This is a genomic window from Kitasatospora sp. NPDC059973 (assembly GCF_042737525.1).
Classification (GTDB): Bacteria; Actinomycetota; Actinomycetes; order Streptomycetales; family Streptomycetaceae; genus Kitasatospora.
In genome coordinates this window covers 1-16,330 of the sequence record NZ_JBHWUI010000176.1, presented here as the reverse complement: position 1 = coordinate 16,330, position 16,330 = coordinate 1, and the positions used below count along the sequence as shown (strand labels likewise).

15 protein-coding genes are annotated in these 16,330 nt (G+C 75.0%); 12 read left to right on the top strand and 3 right to left on the bottom strand.

The features are described 5' to 3' along the window. The first annotated feature begins 160 nt into the window (after positions 1-160). The 6 genes from ACFWA9_RS32750 (at position 161) to ACFWA9_RS32725 (ending at position 5,680) form a co-directional block, all read left to right on the top strand. The gene (locus ACFWA9_RS32750; protein ID WP_030306151.1) at positions 161-433 is read left to right on the top strand and encodes a phosphoribosyl-ATP diphosphatase; all 273 of its coding nucleotides are present in this window, start codon (positions 161-163) and stop codon (positions 431-433) included. Between the two features lie 50 nt (positions 434-483). Further along, positions 484-1,332, top strand: coding sequence for an ATP phosphoribosyltransferase (gene hisG / locus ACFWA9_RS32745; protein WP_329486523.1), 849 nt, complete (start codon positions 484-486; stop codon positions 1,330-1,332). Positions 1,333-1,468: 136 nt separating this feature from the next. Beyond that, positions 1,469-1,903, top strand: coding sequence for a PH domain-containing protein (locus ACFWA9_RS32740; RefSeq protein ID WP_329486522.1), 435 nt, complete (start codon positions 1,469-1,471; stop codon positions 1,901-1,903). Positions 1,904-2,199: 296 nt separating this feature from the next. Beyond that, positions 2,200-3,543: a hemolysin family protein gene (locus ACFWA9_RS32735; RefSeq protein WP_352288724.1), complete on the top strand. Its 1,344-nt coding sequence runs from the start codon at positions 2,200-2,202 to the stop codon at positions 3,541-3,543. After that, complete coding sequence (locus ACFWA9_RS32730) at positions 3,540-4,586, top strand: hemolysin family protein (RefSeq protein ID WP_352288726.1); 1,047 nt, start codon at positions 3,540-3,542, stop codon at positions 4,584-4,586. The genes ACFWA9_RS32735 and ACFWA9_RS32730 overlap by 4 nt, the downstream gene beginning before the upstream one ends. A gap of 110 nt (positions 4,587-4,696) precedes the next feature. Then, positions 4,697-5,680 (top strand): NAD-dependent epimerase/dehydratase family protein, encoded by a 984-nt coding sequence (locus ACFWA9_RS32725; RefSeq protein WP_380392072.1) that lies wholly within the window; start codon positions 4,697-4,699, stop codon positions 5,678-5,680. Between the two features lie 31 nt (positions 5,681-5,711). On the opposite strand, the gene ACFWA9_RS32720 is transcribed toward ACFWA9_RS32725, so the two are convergent. Next, positions 5,712-7,817, bottom strand: coding sequence for an AAA family ATPase (locus ACFWA9_RS32720; RefSeq protein WP_380392078.1), 2,106 nt, complete (start codon positions 7,815-7,817; stop codon positions 5,712-5,714). 429 nt (positions 7,818-8,246) lie between these two features. Next, positions 8,247-8,804, bottom strand: coding sequence for a hypothetical protein (locus tag ACFWA9_RS32715; protein ID WP_352289002.1), 558 nt, complete (start codon positions 8,802-8,804; stop codon positions 8,247-8,249). A gap of 350 nt (positions 8,805-9,154) precedes the next feature. Between ACFWA9_RS32715 and ACFWA9_RS32710 the strand changes: the two genes are divergently transcribed. Then, positions 9,155-10,318, top strand: a complete 1,164-nt coding sequence (locus ACFWA9_RS32710; protein WP_380392069.1) for an acyl-CoA dehydrogenase family protein — start codon at positions 9,155-9,157, stop codon at positions 10,316-10,318. Positions 10,319-10,445: 127 nt separating this feature from the next. On the opposite strand, the gene ACFWA9_RS32705 is transcribed toward ACFWA9_RS32710, so the two are convergent. Further along, the gene (locus ACFWA9_RS32705) at positions 10,446-10,898 is read right to left on the bottom strand and encodes a hypothetical protein (protein WP_359808075.1); all 453 of its coding nucleotides are present in this window, start codon (positions 10,896-10,898) and stop codon (positions 10,446-10,448) included. A gap of 229 nt (positions 10,899-11,127) precedes the next feature. On the opposite strand from ACFWA9_RS32705, the gene ACFWA9_RS32700 reads away from it, so the two are divergent. The 5 genes from ACFWA9_RS32700 (at position 11,128) to fxsA (ending at position 16,292) form a co-directional block, all read left to right on the top strand. Next, on the top strand, positions 11,128-11,568 hold the full coding sequence (locus tag ACFWA9_RS32700) for an Lrp/AsnC family transcriptional regulator (RefSeq protein ID WP_329486516.1): 441 nt from the start codon (positions 11,128-11,130) through the stop codon (positions 11,566-11,568). Between the two features lie 31 nt (positions 11,569-11,599). After that, the gene (locus tag ACFWA9_RS32695) at positions 11,600-13,264 is read left to right on the top strand and encodes an amidohydrolase (RefSeq protein ID WP_380392066.1); all 1,665 of its coding nucleotides are present in this window, start codon (positions 11,600-11,602) and stop codon (positions 13,262-13,264) included. A gap of 43 nt (positions 13,265-13,307) precedes the next feature. Further along, a complete protein-coding gene (locus ACFWA9_RS32690; protein WP_380392063.1) occupies positions 13,308-13,763 on the top strand; it encodes an N-acetyltransferase in 456 nt (151 codons plus the stop codon). A 170-nt stretch (positions 13,764-13,933) separates the two neighbouring features. Then, the gene (gene lnt / locus ACFWA9_RS32685) at positions 13,934-15,577 is read left to right on the top strand and encodes an apolipoprotein N-acyltransferase (protein WP_380392060.1); all 1,644 of its coding nucleotides are present in this window, start codon (positions 13,934-13,936) and stop codon (positions 15,575-15,577) included. A 145-nt stretch (positions 15,578-15,722) separates the two neighbouring features. Further along, entirely contained in the window at positions 15,723-16,292 is a 570-nt protein-coding gene (fxsA, locus tag ACFWA9_RS32680; RefSeq protein ID WP_329486512.1) for an FxsA family membrane protein, read from the top strand. Positions 16,293-16,330 lie beyond the last annotated feature (38 nt).

Genomic DNA, 16,330 nt, shown 5'->3' with positions numbered 1-16,330 from the left:
TAATCCCCCCCCACCCCCCCCAACCCTGTGGGGGTGTTGGTGTGGGGGGTTGTTTTTTTTTTATACCCGCCCGGCCCGGCCCGGGGGCCGCCCACCGGACTGTCCACGGTCCGGGACCGTTTACCGCCTGTAAGCCCGCACGCCGTAAGGTGAGTCCATCATGGCTTCGAAGACATTCGAGGAGCTCTTCACCGAGCTCCAGCAGAAGGCCGCCACCGGCGACCCCTCGTCCTCCCGTACCGCGCAGCTCGTCCAGCAGGGCGTCCATGCGATCGGCAAGAAGGTCGTCGAGGAGGCCGCCGAGGTCTGGATGGCCGCCGAGTTCCAGTCGGACGAGCAGACCGCCGAGGAGATCTCCCAGCTCCTGTACCACCTTCAGGTGATGATGGTCGCCCGTGGGCTGACGCTCGACGACGTCTACAAGTACCTCTGAACCGGTCCGAACAGCACACCCCACCCCCACCAGGTAAGGAACCGACTTCCATGCTGCGCATCGCCGTCCCCAACAAGGGTTCGCTCTCGGGTCCCGCGGCGGAGATGCTCCATGAGGCCGGCTACCGCCAGCGCAAGGATCCCAAGGAGCTCGTGCTCGTCGACCCGAACAACGAGGTCGAGTTCTTCTTCCTGCGCCCGCGCGACATCGCGGTGTACGTCGGCTCCGGCCGGCTGGACGTCGGCATCACCGGCCGCGACCTGCTGCTGGACTCGCACTCCAACGCCGAGGAGGTGCTGGCCCTCGGGTTCGGCGGCTCCACCTTCCGCTTCGCCCGCCCGGAGGGCGTGGACGTGAAGGACGTGCAGGGCCTGGAGGGGCTGCGGATCGCCACCTCGTACACCGGTCTGGTCGAGCAGCACCTGGCCGACCACGGGGTCAAGGCCACCGTCACCAAGCTGGACGGCGCGGTCGAGACCGCGGTGCAGCTGGGCGTGGCCGATGTGATCGCCGACGTGGTGGAGACCGGCACCAGCCTGCGCAACGCCGGGCTGGAGGTCTTCGGCGAGCCGATCCTGGTCTCGGACGCCGTGGTGATCCGCCCGAAGGGCGCAGGGGAGGACGCGGGCGTCGACCAGTTCCTGCGCCGCCTCCAGGGCGTGCTGGTGGCCCGTCGCTACGTGCTGATGGACTACGACATCCGTGCCGAGAACGTGGGCGCCGCCGTCGCGCTGACCCCCGGCCTGGAGTCGCCGACCGTCTCCCCGCTGCACACCGAGGGCTGGGTGGCCGTCCGGTCGATGGTGCTCCGCAAGGAGGCCCAGCGGATCATGGACGACCTCTGGGGCATCGGTGCCCGGGCGATCCTGGTGACGAACATCCACGCCTGCCGCCTCTGACAGCCCCGCGCGTGAAGCAGCGGAGTTAAACAGCGGTTCAATGGGGCGGGGGCGCCGGTCGGCGCCCCCGCCCTTTCGTCGACGGCCGGCACCCGGCCGCCGGTGCCGCCCCGCCTGGACCCCCCGGAGACCGCACGTGACCAGCCCCGCCGAGTTCCCCGTCACCTGGGCCCCGCGCCGCACCCGGGCCGTGCTGCTGCCGGTCTGCGTGCTGCTGGTCGTGATGTTCGTCGCGATCGCCCTCGCGCTCCCGGCGAGCTGGCAGTTCAACGACCGGCTCATGATGGTGCTCAGCGGCGTGCTGTTCGCCGGCGTCGGCCTGATGCTGGCCCGGCCCCGGGTGAGCGCCGACACCGAGGGCATCACCGTGGTGAACTTCGTCCGCCGCCGCCGGTTGGCCTGGGCCGAGATCGTCCGGGTCAACTTCCGCCAGGGGGACCCGTGGGCGACCCTCGACCTGGCCGACGGCACCTCGCTGGCCGTGGTCGGCATCCAGTCCGGGCTCGGCAAGGCGCAGGCGATCGCGGACGCCCGGGCGCTGCGCGACCTGGTCGAGCGCCGCGGCCGCTGATCCGCCGCCCCGACCACCCCCGGCTCGCCCGGCCCCTACCCGCCCCCTACGCCGCCCGGGCCGCCCCCTGTCCGCCCGGCGCCGCCCCCTGGCGGGTCCGAACGGGGGGCCGACAGTCGCACGGGTATCGTCTACGCTGGTAAAAAGCAGGGCAAAGCCATGCCATTTGACCGGCGCCGCCCGACAGCGGGCCCTGCGCGGAAACGACTTGAGGAGTGACTCCCCCCGTCCATGGACGATCCGTCCGGTAGTACCCGCGCCGCCCGGCTTCCCGGTATCGGAAGGCAGGCGGCATTGTGATCACCGCCTGGCTGCTGCTGTTCGCGGCGTTCCTGCTGATCCTCGCCAACGGCCTGTTCGTGGCCGCCGAGTTCGCCTTCGTGACCGTGGAGCGGGGTGCGGTGGAGCGCTCCGCCGAGGCCGGCGACGCCCGGTCCGCCCGGGTCGTCCGCGCCGTGCGGCACCTCTCGTTCGAACTCTCCGGCGCGCAGCTCGGCATCACCGTCACCTCGCTGGTGGTCGGCATGCTCGCCGAGCCGGCCCTCTCCGTCCTGCTGAAGCCGGTGTTCACCACCGTCGGCCTGCCCGACGGGGCCGCCCGGGGCGTCGCGGTGATCGTCGGCATGCTGCTGGCCACCGTGGTGCAGATGGTGATCGGCGAGCTCGTCCCGAAGAACTGGGCGATCTCCCGGCCGCTCCAGGTGGCCCGCTCGGTGGCCGCCCCGCACATGGCCTTCTCGCACGCCTGCCGCCCGCTGATCAGCTTCCTGAACGGCTCGGCGGACCGCACCGTCCGCGCCCTCGGCGTCGAGCCGCAGGAGGAGCTGGGCCATGCCCGGACCCCCGCCGAGCTGGGCTCACTCGCCCGGCACTCGGCCCGGGCCGGGGTGATGGACGAGGAGTCAGCCACCCTGTTCGTGCGCACCCTCGGCCTCGGCGACCTCACCGCCGAGTCGGTGATGACGCCGCGGATCGACGTCGCCGCCCTCCAGCGCGACGCCAGCGCCGCCGACGTGCTCAACCTCACCCGGGCCACCGGCCTCTCCCGCTTCCCGGTCTACACCGACAGCCTGGACGAGGTCACCGGCACCGTCACGCTCAAGGACGCCCTCGCGGTGCCGCCCGCCCGGCGCGCTCTGGTCAGGGTCGGCGATCTGGCGGTGCCGCCGCTGCTGGTGCCCGAGACGCTCCCCGCCGAACGCCTGCTGGACCAGCTGCGCCGGCTCCAGCCGATGGCCATCGTGGTCGACGAGTACGGCGGCACCGCCGGCGTGGTCACCGTCGAGGACATCGTCGAGGAGCTGGTCGGCGAGGTGCAGGACGAGCACGACCCCGCCGACACCCCCGAACTGATCCCGCTGCCGCCGCTGCACGGGCTGCCGGTCTGGGCCGCCGACGGCCGGGCCCGGATCGACCACCTGGAGTCGATCGGCCTGCACGCGCCCGACGGCCCCTACGAGACCCTGGCCGGCCTGGTCTCGGACCTCCTCGGCCGGCTGCCCGTCCCGGGCGAGCAGGCCGAGCTGCCCGGCTGGCGGTTCACCGTCGAGGCCGTGGACCGCCACCGCACCAGCCGGGTGCGGGTGGAGCGCACGAGCGGGCGCCCGCGCCCCGGTGACGACGAGGGCGGCGCCCGATGACCGTGCTCCAACTGGCCCTCGCCGTCCTGCTCCTGCTGGGCAACGCGTTCTTCGTCGGCGCCGAGTTCGCGGTGGTCTCCGTCCGGCGCAGCCAGATCGAACCGCTCGCCGAGGCGGGCGACAAGCGCGCCCGCACCGTGCTGCACGCGCTCTCGAACGTCTCCGCGATGCTCGCCGCCGCCCAGCTCGGCATCACGGTCTGCTCGCTGGGTCTGGGCGCGCTCGCCGAGCCGACCATCGCCCACCTGCTGGAGGGCCCGTTCCACGCCCTCGGCGTGCCGGCCGGCCTGATGCACCCGCTCTCCTACGGGATCTCGCTGGCCGTGGTGGTCTTCCTGCACATGGTGATGGGCGAGATGGTGCCGAAGAACCTCGCGCTGGCGGGGCCGGAGAAGGCCGCGCTCCGGCTCGGCCCGCCGCTGGACCGGCTGGCCCGCTGGCTCGCGCCGGTGATCTTCTTCCTGAACGCCTTCGCCAACGCCGTGCTGAGGCTGTTCAAGGTCGAGTCCAAGGACGAGGTCGAGTCGGTCTTCACCACCGAGCAGCTGATGTACCTGCTGGTCGACTCCCGGGACGCGGGCCTGCTCGACGAGGGCCGCCAGGAGCGCCTGGAGGACGCCCTGGAGCTGGGCCGCCGCCCGGTCACCGAGGTGCTGCTCAAGCCCGAGCAGCTCGTCACCGTGGACACCGAGGTGACCGCCGCCCAGGTCGAGGAGCTGGCGCTGCGCACCGGCTTCTCGCGCTTCCCGGTCACCGAGGGCGACCCGGCCGGCCCCGGCTACCTGGGCTACCTGCACCTCAAGGACATCCTGGACGTCGACGACCAGGCGGCGCCGGTGCCGGCCCGCCTCTGGCGCCCGATCACCGTGGTGCGCGGCACGCTCCCGCTGGACGACGCGCTCGGCGCGATGCGCCGGGCCGCCTGCCACCTGGCCGCGGTGGTCGACCAGGACGGGCGCACGCTCGGCGTGGTGACGCTGGAGGACGTGGTGGAGGAGCTGGTCGGCGAGGTGCACGACCCGGACCACCGCTCCGCCGCCTGACGGCCCGTCCCGGCGGCCGCCCTCCCGGGCCGCCGGGTTCCGCTGTGGGCGATTCTGCCCTGAGCATGCGGCCGTTCCCAGAACGCCGTCCGCTCGGCAGGGTGGTCGGTATGAGACTGCTGCTGCTGGGCGGGACGGAGTTCGTCGGTCGGGCCGTGACCGAGGAGGCGCTGGAGCGCGGGTGGGAGGTGACGGTCTTCCACCGGGGGACGCACGCGCCGCCGGCCGGTGTGCGGGCGCTGCACGGCGACCGGCGGGCCGAGGACGGCCTGGCCGCGCTGGCCGAGGGGAAGTGGGACGCGGTGGTGGACACCTGGTCCGGCGCGCCCTCGGCGGTGCGCGACAGCGCCCGCCTGCTGGCCGGCCGGGTCGGCCGCTACGCCTACGTGTCGAGCCGGTCGGTGTACGCGTACCCGACCCCGGCCGGGGCGGACGAGAGCGCCGCGCTGGTCGAGGGCTCGCCGGACGCCGGCGAGGTCGCCTACCCGCAGGCCAAGCGCGGCGGCGAGCTGGCGCTGCTGGACGCCTTCGGCGACCGGGCGTTGCTGGCCCGGGCCGGGCTGATCATCGGTCCGTACGAGAACATCGGCCGGCTGCCCTGGTGGCTGGGCCGGATCGCCCGCGGCGGCCCGGTGCTCGCCCCCGGCCCGCGCGACCTGCCGGTGCAGTACATCGACGCCCGGGACATCGCGGTCTGGACCCTGGACGCCCTGGTGGCCGGCCACGGCGGTGCGTACGACCTGGTCAGCCCGCGGGGGCACGCCACCATGGGCGAGCTGCTGGAGGCCTGCGTCCGGGCCACCGGCTCGGACGCGGTGCTGCGCTGGACGGAGCCCGACCGGATCCTGGCGGCCGGCATCGAACCGTGGAGCGACCTGCCGGTCTGGGTCCCGCCGGGCGAGCTGCACGACACCGTGCACGGCTCCGACGTGGCCAAGGCGGTCGCCGCCGGGCTGCGCTGCCGCCCGGTCGCGGAGACGGTCGCCGACACCTGGGCCTGGCTGCGGTCCATCGGCGGCACCGCCCCGCAGCGCCCGGACCGGCCGGTGGTCGGCCTGGACGCGGAGCGGGAGGCCACGGTGCTCGGGAGCTGAGCGGCGGAGCCGGCGGACCCGCTCCGCCGGCTCAGCCCCGGCCGTCGATCAGCTCGCCGTACGCCTGCACGAGGTCCGGCAGCCGCAGGGTCGCCAGGTCCTCGCGCCCGGGCGGCTCGCGCAGCAGCGAGAGGCGCAGGTCCCGGTAGGCGCAGGACTTCTCGTACAGGGTGCGGATGAACCGCCCGTTGCCCAGGTCGTCGATCCAGCCCTCGCGGACCACGTGGATGCAGATGCTGGCCAGTTCCTCGGCGGCGTCCTCGTCCCAGCCGTCGCCGTCCCGGTCGGCCAGCGCGGCGCCGATCGCGGTGAGTTCACCGGGGCGGTAGCTGGGGAAGTCGACCCGGGTGGTGAAGCGGGAGTTGAGGCCGGGGTTGGTGGCGAGCAGCCGGTTCATGCCCTCCGGGTAGCCGGCCAGGATCACCACCAGCCGGTCGCGGTTGTCCTCGGCCCGCTTCAGCAGCACCTGCAGTGCCTCGTCGCCGTAGGCGTCGCCCTTGCTGTAGCCGGAGTTGGAGAGGCTGTAGGCCTCGTCGATGAAGAGCACGCCGTCCAGCGCGGAGTCGATCAGCTCATTCGCCTTGACGGCCGTCTGGCCGAGGAACTCGCCCACCAGGTCGGCCCGCTGGGCCTCCACCAGGTGGTCCCCCGAGAGCAGCCCGAGAGCGTGGAAGACCCGCCCGAGGATGCGCGCCACGGTGGTCTTGCCGGTACCGGAGGGGCCGGAGAAGACGAAGTGGCGCTTGGGCGGCTGCACCGGCAGGCCCTGCGCCGCCCGCAGCCGGGACATCCTCAACTGCGCGGAGAGCGCCCGGACCTGGCGCTTGACCGGCTCCAGGCCGACCATCCGGGAGAGTTCGGCCAGCGCCGCGTCCAGCTCCCGCTCGTCGCCGTCGCGTCCGGCGGCCGGGTAGCCGCCCGCGGGTCTGGGCGGCGCCTCGCCGCGGACCGGCACGGCGGGCCCGGAGCCGGCGGGGGGCAGCGGCGCGCCGGAGCGCTCACCGGCGGGCAGCGCCGGTCCGGCCTCCCGGTCGGTGGCCGCGCCCGCCCCCGGCGGCTCCTGCGCGCCCGGCCCGCCGGTCCCGGCCGGGAAGGCCCCGGCGGGGTACGCCTCGCTCTGGCCGGGCTCGGTCCGGTACGGCTCGCCGGAACAGGGCGCGGCCTGGTAGGGCTCACCGGGGTAGGGCTCGCCGGGGTAGGTCTCGCCGGAGAGGGCCTCACCGGGGTCGGCCTCGCCCGGGTACCCGGCGGCTTCGAGGCCCGGGGCCTCGCACCCCGAGGCCTCCAGCGCCGCGTCGTCCAGCCCGGCCTCCTCGGCGCCCACCGTGTCCAGGCCCAGCGACAGCGCGTCGAACGCCTCGTCGCCGCCCGAGGGCTTCCCGCCCTCACGTCCGAGGCCGCCCACCGCGTCCAGCAGCGCGTCGACCACGCCGTCCTCGGCGGAGATCGCGGCGAGCCGGGTCGCGGTGTCCATGAAGGCCGGATCGGCCCGGTGCACCGCCCGGTAGAGCGGCAGCGCGGCGGCGCTGCGCCCCGCGCCCTCGTAGGCCCGGGCCAGCCAGTACCGCAGCTCCTTGCGCTGCGGCTGCTCGGAGCGGCAGCGGGCCAGCGAGGCGGCGAGCGGGGCCTGCGCCTGGGCGCACATGTCCAGCCGGACCCGCGCCATGCCCGCGAAGAGCCCGGCCTCGATGCCCAGCAACTGGTCGTCCAGCAGCCGGTCGGTGTCCCGGATCAGCTGTTCCCAGTCCTTGAGGAGGTAGGACCGGCACGCGTGCAGGAAGCGCGCGGACGGGTCCTCCTCCGGGACCGGGCACTGCTCCAACGCCCTGTCCAGCTCGGCGAGATGGCGGCCGTCCAGCCAGTGCGAGGCGTGCGCGAGCGCCAGGTCGCGGCTGTCCTCCAGCACGGGCTGCACCCACCAGCCCAGCCAGTACCAGGAACTGAGCGGGCGCCGGTGGAGCCGGCGCTGCTCGCCGAACCGGGTCCGGTGGCGGTACATCGCGAGGAGCGCCCCGGAGGTGTCGCTGCGCAGGGCGTGCAGGCCGAGCCAGGCGTCGGCCATCCCCGGATCGAGCCGCACGGCCGCGCGGAACTCCTCCTCCGCGCGGGCGTACGCGCCCGCCGTGTAGGCGTCCATGGCACGCAGCCAGGCGCGGTCGGCGAGCCGGTTCGGAGCCGGGCCGCCCGTGTTGTTGCCGTCGGAACTGTCCACCGTCGTCACTCACGCCCCCCGCGGTGTGCCTGGGGCTCGGTCGGCGATTCGAGGTGCGGAGAAGCCGGCCGGTCGTCGATAGCCCCCGGGGCGCATATGCGCCTCCAGGAATCGTACCGGCGCGGCGCTGATCCGGAAGAGTGCCGTGCGGAGTCAAATACGATCGCGCGCGCGGGGATTGGGCGCCGGTGCGATCCGGCCGGGCCTCGGCCCCGGTCTGGCGGGGTCCGGGCGGCGGGAGGGGGGACGGCACCCCCGGCTCACGGGGGAACAAGCCGGGGATGCCGAGTCCGATGTTGCGCGATCAACAACCTCGGCAACTGAGGAGAACCTAAGTCCTGGTGACACCGCAGGTCAAGGGCTTGTTGAAGGTTCACCGACGGTGCTCGGTGCGATCCGCCCGGTCACTCCGTCGACGATGGTGGCCGCGTACGGGCGGCTGGGGTCGGCGGCGAAGTGCGCCGACTCCGCCCGCGCCCAGCCCGCCCAGAACTCCGCCAGGGCCGGACCGTCCCGCTCCTCCCCGCGCCGCCGGGCGTCCTCGGCGGCCAGCTCCATCCAGATCAGCCGCGCCAGCCGGGGCCGCACCGCCCGCCGGCCGGCGCCGACGCCCTCGATCAGCACCACCGGGGCGAGCGGCACCGCCGCGGTGCCGGCGAAGCGCCCCAGCGTCCAGTCGTACACCCGGTACGCCGCGTCCCGGCCGGCGGCCAGCGGGTCGAGCACCTGGGTGCGCAACCGCTCCGTCCAGCCGAAGGGCTCGGCATGGGTGGCCAGGTCGTCCAGGTGGACCACCGGCGCACCCCCGAGCGCGGCGGCCAGCCGGCCGGTGAAGGTGGTCTTGCCGGAGCCGGCGTGCCCGTCCACCGCGACCAGCCGGACCGGGCCGCAGGAGGGCGCCAGCGCGCGCAGCCCGGCGGCGAGGCCGGCGAGGTCGGGGAGGCCCTCGGGCGCGGCGGGCGCTCCGGGTGCGCCGAGCGCGTCCGGCGCCCCGCCGGCCGCGGGGGCGGCCGGGCCGCCGGGAGGGGTGCTGGACGTTTCGGAAGAGGCCACATCGGCAACCCTACGGGGGCCCGTACGCCAGGACGGACAGTGATTCCGTGCAGGTCGTGACGGCAGCGCCGGGATCGGGCATACTCACTTCGCCACGCATGTGAACGGCCGTTCACCGTAACCCGGTGCCGGTCGGCCCGACGTGCCACACCCGCGTCGGGCCCGCCACACCAGGGCCCGGTGCCCGAACGAGGAGGCGACCAGCCGCCATGACCCCGTCCCCAGCGAACGCCGTGGAACGCCAGCTGCCGACCGACGAGGCCCGCGAACTGCTGAGCCTCACCCGGGAGCTGGTCCAGCGCGAGATCCAGCCGCGCGCGGCGGAGGACGAGGCCGCCGGCCGCTTCCCGCGCGAGGTGTTCCGCACCCTCGGCGAGGCCGGTCTGCTCTCCCTCCCGTACGAGGAGAAGTACGGCGGCGGCGACCAGCCCTACGAGGTCTACCTCCAGGTCCTGGAGGAGCTCGCGGGCGGCTGGCTGGCGGTCGGCCTCGGGGTCAGCGTGCACACCCTCTCCTGCCACGCCCTGGCCGGTTTCGGCAGCGACGAGCAGCGCGCCGCCTGGCTGCCCGGCATGCTCTCCGGCGAGCAGCTCGGCGCCTACTGCCTCTCCGAGCCGCAGTCCGGCTCGGACGCCGCCGCGCTGCGCACCCGCGCCGACCTGGACGGCGAGGAGTTCGTGGTCAGCGGCACCAAGGCGTGGATCACCCACGGCGGGGAGGCCGACTTCTACAGCGCCCTGGTGCGCACCGGCGAGCCGGGCGCGCGCGGCATCAGCTGCCTGCTGGTGCCCGCCGGGGTGGCCGGCCTGTCGGCCGCGCCGCCGGAGCACAAGATGGGCATGCGGTCCTCGCCGACCGCTCAGCTGCACTTCGACGGCGCCCGGGTCGAGCGCGGCCGGCTGATCGGCAGCGAGGGCCAGGGCTTCCAGATCGCGCTCGCCGCCCTGGACTCCGGCCGGCTCGGCATCGCCGCCTGCGCGATCGGCGTCGCCCAGGCCGCGCTCGACCTCGCGGTCGAGTACGCCGGTACCCGCCGCCAGTTCGGCCGGCCGATCGCCGAGTTCCAGGGCCTGTCCTTCATGCTCGCGGACATGGCCACCCAGATCGAGGCCGGGCGCTCGCTCTACCTGGCCGCCGCCCGGCTGCGCGACGCCGGCCGGCCGTTCTCCAAGCAGGCGGCGATGGCCAAGCTGTTCTGCACCGACGCGGCGATGCGGGTCACCACCGACGCCGTCCAGGTCCTCGGCGGCTACGGCTACACCCAGGACTTCCCGGCCGAGCGCTACATGCGCGAGGCCAAGGTGCTGCAGATCGTCGAGGGCACCAACCAGATCCAGCGCCTGGTGATCGGCCGCCACCTCACCTCCGGCTGACGGCCCCCGTAACGGCCTCCGGGCGTCACTCCAGGGTGCGGAGTGGCGCCCGGAGGCGTCTCCCGCCCCGGTGGTCGGGACCGGCCGTCGGCTGACGGCCGGTCAACCCCCGGGACGGGGGCGGCCGTCAGTGCCGGACGAGCCGGCTGCGCTGCTGCGGGATGGCCGGCGCGGGCGCCGTCCGTACCGGGCGGTGCGCCACGGCGTGGGAGAACGGCTGGGTGCGCCAGTCGAGTTCGGACGGGAGGGCGAGCAGCGCCTCCAGGCCGGCGGTCTCGGCGTCCTCCGCCGACTCCACCTCCGCCAGGTCGTCCGTCGGCGCTCCCGAGCCCGGGCAGAGCGCGGGCGAGAAGGGGTGCCAGGCGGTCGGCAGCACGGCGTGCTGCGGCAGCCGCTCCTCGTCGCCCACCAGGGCGATCGGACGGCGGCACTCCGGGCAGTGCACCCGGACGATGTCCCAGGTCTCGCCCTCGCCCGGATCCACCCCCGCCGACGGCTCGTGGGGGACCGCGAGATCCTCGCGGCCGGTCATATCGTGGGTGTCGTCGGCGCTCAGCGAGTGCCGGTCAGTTGCACGCATGGTGATCCCCCTCGGATCGGGCCCGGCGTGGTCGCCCGGGGCCACAACCAGCACTTCCCGCCGACGCGGACTCATAATCCTGCAGGCCGGTGCACTGTGATGCACCGGGTGTGTCCTTCGCCACATTCGCCCGGCATGTGCCCGCCCGGCACCCGGCGCGGCCGCGAGTGACACCGTGCGCGCCCGCTGTGGCGCCGCGCGCGCCCCCGACCGGGTAGGTTTGCGCCTTGTGGAGGATCTCGACCAACGCATCGTTCAGCTGCTCCTGGAGGACGGCCGGATGAGCTACACGGACCTGGGCAAGGCCACCGGCCTGTCCACCTCGGCGGTGCACCAGCGGGTGCGCCGTCTGGAGCAGCGCGGCGTGATCCGCGGCTACACCGCCATCGTCGACCCCGACGCGGTCGAGCTGGCGCTGACCGCCTTCATCTCGGTCAAGCCCTTCGACCCCAGCGCCCCGGACGACACCCCGGAGAGACTCGCCGGGCTGCCCGAGATCGAGGCCTGCCACAGCGTCGCCGGGGACGAGAACTACATCCTCAAGGTCCGCGTCGGCGCCCCCGGCGACCTGGAGGACCTGCTGGCCCGGATCCGCAGCGCGGCCGGCGTCTCCACCCGCACCACCGTCGTGCTCTCGACGCCCTACGAGGCGAGGCCCCCGAAGCTCTGACCGCCCCTCCGGGAGGTGCAGACTTGGCGTCATGACCGAACGCACCCTCCCTCCCGGCCCGCCCTCGGGCCAGAGGGGCCCACGAACCGTCCTGCTGCGCGGCGGCGCCGTCTACAGCCCCGCCGACCCCTTCGCCACCGCGATGCTCGTCGAGGGCGAGCACGTCGCCTGGGTCGGCAGCGACGGCGCGGCCGAGGCGTACGCCGACGCCGCGGACGAGATCGTCGAGCTCGACGGCGCCCTGGTCACCCCCGCCTTCGTCGACGCCCACGTGCACGCCACCGCCACCGGTCTGGCGCTCACCGGTCTGGACCTCACCGGCCTGCCCTCGCTCGCCGCCGCGCTGGAGGCCCTCGCCGCCTTCGCGGCCGACCGCTCCGAGCCGGGCGGCGTGCTCATCGGGCACGGCTGGGACGAGACCGGCTGGCCCGAGGGCCGACCGCCGACGCTCGCCGAGCTGGACGCGGCCGCCGGCGGCGCCGCGCTCTACCTCTCCCGCACCGACGTGCACTCCGCGCTGGCCACCACCGCGCTGCGCGCGCTCACCGCCGGCCTCGCCGACCGGCCCGGCTTCTCCGCCGACGGCCCGCTCACCCGCGACGCCCACCACGCCGTGCGCCGGACCGCGCTCGCGCACCTCACCCCCGAGCAGCGCCGGCGTGCCCAGCGCGCGACGCTGGCCCGGGCCGCCGAGCTCGGCATCGGCGCGCTGCACGAGTGCGCCGGCCCGGAGATCTCCTCGGAGCAGGACCTCGCCGCGCTGCTGGACCTCGCCGCCGACGGCGAGGGGCCCGAGGTGTTCGGCTACTGGGGCGAGCTGGGCGGCGTCGAGACGGCCCGCCGGCTCGGCGCGGTGGGCGCCGGCGGCGACCTCTTCGTCGACGGCGCGATCGGCTCGCACACCGCCTGCCTGCACAGCCCCTACGCCGACGCCGACCACACCGGCACCTCCTACCTGAGCGCCGAGCAGGTCGCCGACCACGTCGCCGCCTGCACCGAGGCCGGGCTGCAGGCCGGCTTCCACGCCATCGGCGACGCCGCCGTGGGCGCCGTCCTCGCGGGCGTCCGGGCGGCCGGCGAGCGGGTCGGCGCCGACCGCGTCAGGGCGCTGCGCCACCGCGTGGAGCACGCCGAGGCACTGGACGGGGCGTCCGTCGCGGCCTTCGCCGAACTCGGCCTCACCGCCTCCGTGCAACCCGCCTTCGACGCCGCCTGGGGCGGCCCGGACGGCATGTACGTCCAGCGGCTCGGCGCCGAGCGCGCCGCCGCGCTCAACCCGTTCGCCGCGCTGCTGCGGGCCGGCGTCCCGCTGGCCTTCGGCTCGGACGCCCCGGTCACCCCGCTCGATCCCTGGGGCACCGTCCGCGCGGCGGCCTTCCACCGGACCCTCGACCACCGGATCTCGGCCCGCGCCGCCTTCACCGCCCACACCCGGGGCGGCTGGCGGGCGATCGGCCGCGACCAGGACGGCGTGCTCGTCCCCGGCGCGATCGCCAGCTACGCGGTCTGGGCCGCCGACGAGCTCGTGGTCCAGGCCCCCGACTCCCGGGTGGCCGGCTGGTCCACCGACCCGCGCTCCGGCACCCCCGGGCTGCCCGACCTCACCCCGGGCCGCCCGCTGCCGGTCTGCCTGCGCACCGTGGTCCGCGGCCGGACCGTCCACCGGGCGGTGGCGGAGCGGGCGGCCGCGCGGTAGCTCCGGGTGACCGGGGCGGCCCCCGCTGCGTAGGTTGACCGGCATGAGTGATCATCCGCTGGTACCCGCCGGCTTCGTCGTCCCCCGCACCCTCGCCGCCGAGGGGTTCCGCCTGGAGCCCCTCGGCGAGCAGCACAACGACTCCGACCTCGCGGCCTGGACGTCGAGCATCGACCACATCCACGCCACCCCGGGCTGGACCGGCAGCTGGCCGCCCGCCGAGGGCATGACGCCGGAACGCAACCTGGCCGACCTGCGCCGGCACGCCGCCGACTTCGAGCACCGCCGCGGCTTCACCTACACCGTGCTGGCGGACCCCGGCGGCGACGTCGTCGGCTGCGTGTACATCTACCCGGACCACGAGGAGCCGGCCACCACGACGGTCAGTTCCTGGGTCCGCGCCGACCGCGCCGAGCTGGACGCCCCGTTGTACCGCGCGGTGGCCGCCTGGCTCGCCGCCGACTGGCCGCTGCGCACGGTCCGCTACAGCCCGCGCTGACACCGCCCCACCAGGGCCGGGAACCCGCTGCTCGGCGGGCCACCCGGCCTCACGCGCGGGGCCGGTTCCGGGGTACCGTCTTTCGCACAGCGTCCGAACTCAACGGGCGGTGAAGAACGCGCCAACGGACAGCCAAGCGCGGACAGCCCGACCAGGAAGATGGTGCGCCGGTGGCACTCCACGTCACACAGGAGCGGTCGGACGCCCTCCCCGAGGCGTCCGTGACGTCCGACGCCCCCGCCCCCGGCCGGGCCGCCCGCGCCGTCGCCAAGGTGCGCGCCGGACTGCCCCGCACCGGCCTGGCCGTCCTCGCCGGGCTGCTCCTCGCGCTGGCCTTCCCGCCGTTCGACCTCTGGCCGCTCTCGCTGGTGGGCGTCGCCGCGCTCTCGCTGCTCACCCTCGGCCGCACCGTCCGGCAGGCCGCCTGGACGGGCTTCGCCTTCGGGCTGCCGTTCTTCCTGCTGCTGCTCAGCTGGCTGCGGGTGGTCGGCTGGGACGCCACCGTCGGCCTCTCGGCGATCGAGGCGCTCTTCCTGGCGGCCCTCGGCTCCGGTCTGGCGCTCACCTCCCGGCTGCCCGGCTGGCCGCTCTGGGCGGCCTGCCTCTGGATCACCCAGGAGTGGGCCCGTGACCGGCTGCCGCTCGGCGGCTTCCCCTGGGGCCGCCTCGCGTTCGCCAACACCGCCACCCCGTTCACCCCGCTCGCCGCGATCGGCGGCGCCCCGCTGGTGACCTTCGCCGTCGCGCTGGCCGGTGCCCTGCTGGCCTGGGCGGCGCTGCGGCTGCGCGGGCCCCGCCGGGCGCCCCGGGCCGCCGCGCTGGCCGCGCTGGGCGCCGTCGCGGCCCTGCTGGCCGGTTATCTGGTCCCGGTGCCCACCGCGGCCGCCGACACCGTCAAGGTCGCCCTGATCCAGGGCAACGTGCCCAACCCGGGGATGGACTTCCTCGGCCGGCCGATGATGGTGCTGAACAACCACGCCGCCGCCACCGAGAAGCTCGCCGCCGACATCGAGGCCGGCCGGGTGGAGAAGCCGGACGTGGTGATCTGGCCGGAGAACTCCTCCGACCTCGACCCGTTCAGCGACCCGCTGGCCTACCGGCGCATCGACGACGCCGTGAAGACGGTCGGCGTGCCCACCCTGGTCGGCACCCTGGTGGACGGGCCGGACGAGCGGCACGTCCAGAACGAGGGCATCGTCTGGGACCCGAAGACCGGCCCGGGCGCCTCCTACACCAAGCAGCACCCCGTCCCGTTCGGCGAGTACGTGCCGTTCCGCGACCAGCTGATGAAGGTGATCACCCGGCTGCAGCGGGTCGCCCGCGACTTCTACCCCGGCGACCACAACGGCGTCATGCAGCTGGGCCCGGCGAAGATCGGCGACGTCATCTGCTTCGAGGTGGCGTACGACGAGATCGTCCGCGACACCGTGGACAAGGGCGCCCGGGTGCTCGTCGTCCAGACCAACAACGCGACCTACGCGAAGACCGGCCAGCCCGAGCAGCAGCTCGCGATGTCCCGGCTGCGTGCCGTCGAGCACGGCCGGGCCGTGCTGATCGCCGCGACCAGCGGGATCAGCGCGGTGATCGCCCCCGACGGCTCGGTGCAGCAGCGCACCGAGGAGCTGACCGCCGCCGAGCTGTCCGCCGTCGTCCCGCTGCGCGACGGCACGACGGTGGCGGACCGGGTGGGTGTCGCGCCCGAGTGGACGCTGGCCGTCGCGGGCCTGCTGGCCTGCGGGGCGGCCCTGCTGATCGGCCGCCGCCGGGTGACCGGCCCGGCCGCCTCCGAGCCCTCCGGCCCGACGGCCTCCTGACCCCGGCGCGGCCGGTCGGCGGGCCCGTCGGCCCGGGCGGCGGTGGAACACCGGCCGGCGGCCGGTCGTTGGACCAGGTGGTGCCGTAGCCGGCCCGGATCTCCCGTGCGGCGCGCAGAGCACCGCTATGGAGTGGATTCGTACCGTGACCCAGCAAGCTACCCCTGCCCCTCAGGCCCGGCGCGGAAAGCTCCGCCGGGTGCTGCCGTTGGTGGTCACCGCCTGGCTGGTGCTGGAGATCTGGCTGCTGGTCCAGGTGGGCTCGTGGCTGGGCGGCCTGACCGTCGTGCTGCTGCTGATCGCCGGGGCCCTGATCGGCGGCTCGCTGATCAAGCGCGCGGGGCTGAAGGCGCTGTCCGCGGCGATCGACCAGAGCCGGGACCCGAAGTCGCAGCAGCCGCAGACCGGCACCAGCCTCACCGTGCTGGCCGGCCTGCTGCTGATGCTGCCGGGCTTCCTCTCGGACGCGCTGGCGCTGACCCTGCTCCTCCCGCCGACCCGGGCGCTCTGGCGGGCCGCCGGGCGCCGCTTCGCGGACAAGGCGCTGCGCAGCACCGCCGGCCTCGGGGCCGATCCGCTCGCGGACGCGGTGCGGCTGCAGGAGCAGCTGCGCATCCACCGCCCGGACGGCAAGGTGATCCAGGGCGAGGTGGTCGAGCCGGGCGCCGGCCCGCAGGGCCCGGACACCACCTACCGTCCGCCGCTGAAGGGCTGACCGGCGACGGCGGCCGCCCCGGGGCATCAGCGCGCCGG